The sequence below is a fragment of the Paraburkholderia sp. SG-MS1 genome, assembly GCF_012275575.1.
Lineage (GTDB): Bacteria > Pseudomonadota > Gammaproteobacteria > Burkholderiales > Burkholderiaceae > Paraburkholderia.
In genome coordinates this window covers 48,832-55,186 of the sequence record NZ_NPIH01000235.1, presented here as the reverse complement: position 1 = coordinate 55,186, position 6,355 = coordinate 48,832, and the positions used below count along the sequence as shown (strand labels likewise).

General features: G+C 63.2%; 5 protein-coding genes. 3 read left to right on the top strand and 2 right to left on the bottom strand.

Features of this window, described 5'->3' with window-relative positions:
- Positions 1–642, bottom strand: a 642-nt coding sequence (locus CIC12_RS22470) for a secretin N-terminal domain-containing protein (protein ID WP_274597568.1), incomplete at its 3' end; no start/stop codon positions are given.
- Positions 643–1,153: 511 nt separating this feature from the next.
- Here CIC12_RS22470 and CIC12_RS22465 point away from each other — a divergent pair.
- On the top strand, positions 1,154–1,600 hold the full coding sequence (locus tag CIC12_RS22465) for a lytic transglycosylase domain-containing protein (RefSeq protein WP_168667129.1): 447 nt from the start codon (positions 1,154–1,156) through the stop codon (positions 1,598–1,600).
- 360 nt (positions 1,601–1,960) lie between these two features.
- Positions 1,961–3,286, top strand: a complete 1,326-nt coding sequence (locus tag CIC12_RS22460) for a GTP-binding protein (RefSeq protein ID WP_168667127.1) — start codon at positions 1,961–1,963, stop codon at positions 3,284–3,286.
- A gap of 111 nt (positions 3,287–3,397) precedes the next feature.
- Here the strand turns inward: CIC12_RS22460 and CIC12_RS22455 are convergent, their stop codons facing one another.
- Positions 3,398–3,676: an HU family DNA-binding protein gene (locus CIC12_RS22455; protein ID WP_006050811.1), complete on the bottom strand. Its 279-nt coding sequence runs from the start codon at positions 3,674–3,676 to the stop codon at positions 3,398–3,400.
- A gap of 409 nt (positions 3,677–4,085) precedes the next feature.
- On the opposite strand from CIC12_RS22455, the gene mnmC reads away from it, so the two are divergent.
- On the top strand, positions 4,086–6,065 hold the full coding sequence (gene mnmC / locus CIC12_RS22450; protein ID WP_168667125.1) for a bifunctional tRNA (5-methylaminomethyl-2-thiouridine)(34)-methyltransferase MnmD/FAD-dependent 5-carboxymethylaminomethyl-2-thiouridine(34) oxidoreductase MnmC: 1,980 nt from the start codon (positions 4,086–4,088) through the stop codon (positions 6,063–6,065).
- Positions 6,066–6,355 lie beyond the last annotated feature (290 nt).

Sequence of the window (6,355 nt, the reverse complement as noted above, 5' to 3'; positions counted from 1 at the left end):
GCCGATCGCGCCGGGGTCGAGCATCTTGGTCAACTGCGTGGCGATGTCGATCGCGTTGCCGTTTCTCAGCGGCACGACGGCGACCGCCTGGCCCGCCGCGGTATCCACACCCGCGATGATCTGCGCAATGCGCCGCACGTTGTCGGCGTAATCGGTGACGACGATCGTATTGTTGGCCGGGTAAGCGGCCACGGTGTTGTTCGGCGAAATGAGCGGACGCAGCACCGGCAGCAGGTTATTGGCCGACTCGTTCTTCAGCACGAACACCTGCGTGACCACCTGGTCGCCGCGCGCAACAGGCGCATTGCCGACGTAGGTCGGCACGCCCTGCAGCTTGGCGTCGGCTTCCGGCACGACCTTCAGCACGCCGTGGTCCTGCACCAGCGCGAAACCCTGCATGCGCAAAGCGGACTGCAGGGTCTTGAGCGCCTGGTCCTGCGGCACTGAATTTTCCGACACGAGGTTCAACTGGCCCTTCACACGCGGGTCCACGATGATCGTTTTGCCGGTTGCCGCGCCGATCGCCTTGGCAACCTGGTCGATATCGGCGTTCACGAAGTTGAGTGTCACCTGAGCCTGTGCTGTCTGCGCGGTGATCAATCCAGCCACCAGCAGCGCCGTTGCAACGCGACGCAAAGCCATACAATTTCTTCTCATGGGTTGTGATATCGATGCCGGCAGCCGATGCTGCCGACGGTCATGCAGTGCGGACACGGGGGTAAGCCACCACCCTGCCGGTCTGTGGATCGGCCTCGCGGACCAAGGTCGCCGCGGGTTCCGACCATCCGGCGTCCGAAAAAAATGAACAGTAACAGTTTTTCATGTCGGATTTGTCACAAAACGGACGGGTGATGCGCGATTCCCTGAAAGCCCGCACCGTTTGTCATGCAATTGAAAGCTAAACGGTGGCGAAGCGCGCCGGGGCGCTTCGTTTTCAGTCCGCTTATGTCTGTTAGCTAACTTGACGCGGGTCGGACTGCCGGTATGATACGAGCCGTTCGAGTCTCCGGTTCAGGGTTTGCCGACGCGGGTTTTCCCGCATGTTCGACAAAAGCCCGACCGGCGTGCCCTGGCGGCTGTCGTCGGCTGGGGTATGGCCGGATAAACGCCTTACCAACCCTTACGCTTGCAATTTACTTAGTCGTCTTGACCGATGAATCATGCCTTCGTCACCGTCGCCGCAGGCCTCGCCATGCTGGTTGCAGCGGGGTCAGCACGCGCCGATTGCTTCGACGAAGCGGCGAAGTATCAAAAGGTTAACCCGTTGATTCTGCGTGCAATTGCGTGGCAGGAGTCGCACAACCGGCCTGACGCGCAACACAAGAACGCCAACGGTTCGACCGACTATGGGGTAATGCAGATCAATTCGATCCATCTGCCCACGCTCGCCCAGTACGGCATATCACAAGGCACGCTGATGGAGCCGTGCAAGAACGTCTATATCGCGGCCTGGCATCTGCGCCGTCAGATGAACAAATATGGCAACACGTGGCAAGCGGTCGGCGCATACCACTCCGAAACACCCGCTTTGCGCGACAAGTATGCGCAGCAAATCGTCGCTATTCTACGCAAGTGGAATTTGATGCCGGCTGCACGTTGAGCGTCCGGTTTATTCGAGCAGGCCTGTTCGGGCTGTCTGCCGAAGGCGTCTCTCGCGACTGCCTCCCTCATTTGCCCTTTTCGAGCCCGCTTCCCGGCTGACCGCTTGACGCATTTCGTGGTCTGCTCGTGAGCGCGCACCGGCATTTTACACGTCGCGTCGTCCTCGCGTTCTTCTGCCGCCCGATTTCAAGACACGCTGGTCAAGCCCCGCCCATCCAGCCAGTCACGCGGAGGCCGCCCGTTTTGATGCACAATGCGGCTTCGTGCTGCCGTCGAGGCCAAGCGTCACACCGGTCGCGCAGTCATGCGGTCCCAAGGCCCGGCGCGCCCTCCAATCCTCTTGCCTTTCCGTACTGCGATGAACCAGCCGCTACTGCCCGTCACCGTGCTCTCCGGTTTTCTGGGCGCCGGCAAGACCACGCTCCTGAACCACATCCTCGCGAATCGCGCCGGTTTGCGCGTGGCCGTAATCGTCAACGACCTGGCCGCGGTCAACGTCGACGGGACGCTCGTGCGCGATGCCGCCACGCTATCGCGCGTTGAAGAGCGGCTTGTCGAACTGTCGAACGGCTGCATTTGCTGCACGCTGCGCGACGATCTGGCCGTCGAGATCAAACGTCTTGCCGCCGAACAGCGTTTTGATGCGATTCTGATCGAATCGACCGGCGTCGCCGAGCCGATGCCGATCGCCGAAACCTTCACCCTCGTCGACGACGCTGGCGCTTCGCTCGCCGACGTCGCACGGCTCGACACGATGGTGACCGTGGTCGACGCGTTCAACTTTCTGCGCGACTACGGTTCGGCCGACGCGCTCGCCGAACGCGGCATCGCCGCGACCGACGAAGACGACCGCACCATCGTCGAATTGCTGATCGAGCAGTTTGAATTCTGCGACGTGCTGGTGGTGAACAAGGCCGACCTCGTGAGCACAGACGAGCTCACGCGTTTGCAACGCATCCTCGCGCGCATCAACCCGCGTGCGGTGCAGGTGGTCAGCCGCTTCGGCGCGGTGCCGCTCGCGCAAGTGCTGAACACCGGCCGGTTCGATTTCGACGAGGCGGCGAGCGCGCCGGGCTGGCTCGCGTCACTTAATCATGAGCACGGCCACGGCCATGCGTCTCAAGGGGAAGGGGAAGCGGACGAGTTCGGCATCGGCAATTTCATTTATCGGGCGCGCCGGCCGTTCCATCCGGAGCGGCTGTGGGCGCTGCTGCATCAGGAGTGGAAGGGTGTCTTGCGCAGCAAGGGCTTCTTCTGGCTCGCGACGCGCCACGACATTGCCGGTTCGCTGTCGCAGGCTGGCGGCGCTTGCCGGCATGGTCCGGCGGGCATGTGGTGGGCCGCGCAGGACCGCAGCGAGTGGCCGGACGGCGACGACGAACTGGCCGCCGAAATCGCCGGCGACTGGTACGGCGACCCGGACGATCTGAGCATTGGCGACCGTCGCCAGGAGCTGGTGCTGATCGGGGTCGGCATCGACCCGGCGGAGTGGACGGCGAAGTTCGACGCGTGTCTGCTGAGCGACGACGAGTACGCGTTGGGGCCGCAGGGCTGGCAACAGTTTGCCGACCCGTTCCCCGCCTGGGATTTCGACGAAGACGATCACGATCATCATGACCACGATCACCACCATTATCATGATCACGATGGTCATGGGCACGATCACGGCCACCGTCACGACTGAACGGCGGTCACCTCACGTGTCGATGCAATAAAATAGCTGCGACGTGTGTCGCGGCTTATCCCGCGCACAACGCGNNCATTGGCGGGTGTCAACTGCCTGGCAGCAATCTGCTTAGCGCTTGTTGACCGCGTCCTTGAACGCCTTGCCTGCCGTGAACTTGACGGTCTTGGCTGCCGGAATCTTGATGGTTTCGCCGGTCTTGGGGTTACGCCCCGTACGCGCTGCGCGCTTGCCCGAACCAAAGCTGCCGAAGCCAATCAACTGGACCGCATCGCCTTTCGACACAGACTTCTTGATCACTTCAAGCAACGTGTCCAACGTTTCACCGGTTTGAGCCTTGCTGGCGCCCGTCTGTCCTGCGACGGCGTCGATCAGTTCCTGTTTGTTCATTAAGGTTCCTTTCTGAGTTTAGGTTGATACGAACAGCGCGAACGCGCCGATTATACGTGCGCGGGCCGCGCCGTCGAGCAGCTACGGCTCCGGATCCCCCGGACCGGTAGCACAGGACAGATGACTGTCCATTGGCCGTGCTCCCGCTCGATTCGCGGCGCTTGCTATGATAGCGCAGCGCAAACCCAATCAGGATAAGGGTTTGGAAGAATTGCGAGGTTCCAGCGTCGATATGGCAAGGAAAACGCGATTTTGCGCTCAACGGCCTCCCACGGAGGGCTGAAACCCAGTAGGGACGGGGCTTGGCGTTGGTTTTTGCCAACGTTTGGCGCGTCTTTTTCGCTGTCCGGCGAGCTGCGCGCGCTGGCGGTAACGTGAGAACCGCTCCTGCGAGCGTCATTTCCGACGCATGACCGATCCGCTGATCCCCGCTGTCCTCGCTTTTCGCGACAACGGCACCCCGTTTTCACCGTTCTACGACGATATCTATCACAGCGCCGTGGGCGGTCTCGAACAGGCTCGCTACGTTTTCCTGAACGGCAATGCGCTGCCCGAACGTTGGCAGGGCCGCCGCACTTTCACCGTGCTCGAAACCGGCTTCGGCATGGGCATCAACTTCCTCGTGACGTGGGCCGCATGGCGCGCCGATCCGGCGCGATGCGAGCGGCTGCATTTCGTTTCGACTGAGAAGCATCCGTTTACGGTCGCCGATCTGCGCAACGTCTATGCGGCGACCCTGTCCGATCCGGCGGTGGCCGAACTGGCCGATACCCTCGCGAACGCATGGCCGATGCTCGTCCCCGGCACGCACCGGCTCGAATTCGAAGACGGGCGCGTCGTGCTTACGCTGGTGCTGGCCGATGCGCTCGACAGCTTGCCGGCCTTGCGACTGCGCGCCGATGCGTTCTATCTCGACGGCTTCGCGCCGACCAGAAACCCGGAACTCTGGTCCCTGCCGATTTTCAAGGCGCTCGCGCGAATGGCGGGCGAGGACGCCACGTTCGCCACCTACAGCAGCGCCGGCGAGATCAAACGCGCCTTGACGCAATGCGGCTTCGAGTATCGGAAGATCGACGGCTTCGGCTGGAAACGGGCGATGCTGGTCGGCCACTTCGCGCCGCGCTGGCGCGTGCGCCGCTACGAGCCACCCGCCCCGCTCGCGCTCGACGAACGGCATGCGGTGGTGATCGGCGCAGGGCTTGCGGGCAGCGCGGTGATCGAACGGCTTGCGGCGCGTGGTTGGCGGGTGACGTCGCTGGAGCGGCATGCGTCGGTCGCGCAGGACGCGTCGGGCAATCCAGCCGGCGTGTTCCACCCGATGATTTCACGCGACGACAGCGTCGCCTCGCGCGTCACACGCGCCGGATTTCTTTATGCGTTGCGGCGCTGGGCCGAACTCGAACGGCTCGCTCATCGACCGTTGCGCGGCAGCCCAGGCTTGCTGCAGATCGCCGCGGACGACGACGAAGCTCGCGCGATGGGCGACGCGATCGCCGCGTTCAACTATCCGTCTGGCTACGCGACGCCGGTCTCGGCAGCCGAAGCGCAAAAGCTCGCTGGCACGCCGCTCGCGCGCGGCGGCTGGTTTTTTCCGCAGGGTGGCTGGATCGATCCGGCTTCGCTATGCGCCGCGCAGTTCGCCGCGGCGGGCGGTCTGCTCGAACGCCGCTTCGGCGTGGAAGTCGCGCGGCTCGAACGGTCCAGCGATCAGTGGACCGTCTTTGACACAGCGGGCCAGGTGGTCGCGCGCGCGGCGGTGGTAATCGTTGCGAGCGCTCATGATGCCGCGCGCATCGCCGGTTTGCAGCATGCGCCGACTCGCAGCATTCGCGGCCAGTTGACGTTGTTGCCGGCGGGCACCGCACCGTCACTCGCGCTACCGGTGATTGGCGAAGGCTACGCGGTGCCGCTTGCCAACGGCGTCACGTTGACTGGCGCAACGTATGAACTCGACGACTCCGAGACGTCGCTGCGCGCGAGCGGTCATCTGGAAAACCTCGAGCGCGTCGCGCAGATGCTGCCGGCGTATGCCCCTCTTGCCGCCTGCGCGGTCGATCCGGCACGGTCGGCGGCGCTGGCTGGACGCGTCGCGTTTCGCTGCGTCACGACCGACCGCATGCCGATGATCGGCCAACTCGCCGACGAAAGCAAAGCGCCCCGCGATGCGCAGCGTCTGCGCGGTGCATGGCCGCTCGATCTGCCGCGCATGGAAGGCGTGTACGGCGCATTCGCATACGGCTCGCGCGGACTGGTGTGGGCAGCGCTAGGCGCCGAACTGATCGCCTCACAAATAGAAGGCGAGCCGTGGCCGCTCGAACGCGATCTGGCCGAAGACATCGATCCCGCCCGTTTCCTGCTGCGCGCATTGCGGCAGGGAACAGTCGGTTAGCTGCTGCCCGGCGACGACGACGGTGCGCCGTTAACCGTCGGTATACCGACGTGCACGCGTCGGTATAGTTATCCACCGAAAGATGTGGATAACCACGCTGTTAACCCGCGCAAGTCGTGTGGAACCGTTGTGGACGTAAACGGGGTAACTTTCTCCGCGCCGAAAAGCGCAAAAAGTTACTCGCGTATACGCGCTGCTCCCGCACATGCTGTGCATCCGGTTATGCCGTCGGCAAACCACTGATTTACTTCGGTAAACATGAGTTATCCACAGAAACCGAGGCACCTTGT

Bases quoted from the DNA above. Each gene is read 5' to 3' on its own strand.
- CIC12_RS22455 (WP_006050811.1), bottom strand. From the start codon at position 3,676: ATGAACAAACAGGAACTGATCGACGCCGTCGCAGGACAGACGGGCGCC.
- CIC12_RS22460 (WP_168667127.1), top strand. From the start codon at position 1,961: ATGAACCAGCCGCTACTGCCCGTCACCGTGCTCTCCGGTTTTCTGGGC.
- mnmC (WP_168667125.1), top strand. From the start codon at position 4,086: ATGACCGATCCGCTGATCCCCGCTGTCCTCGCTTTTCGCGACAACGGC.
- CIC12_RS22465 (WP_168667129.1), top strand. From the start codon at position 1,154: ATGAATCATGCCTTCGTCACCGTCGCCGCAGGCCTCGCCATGCTGGTT.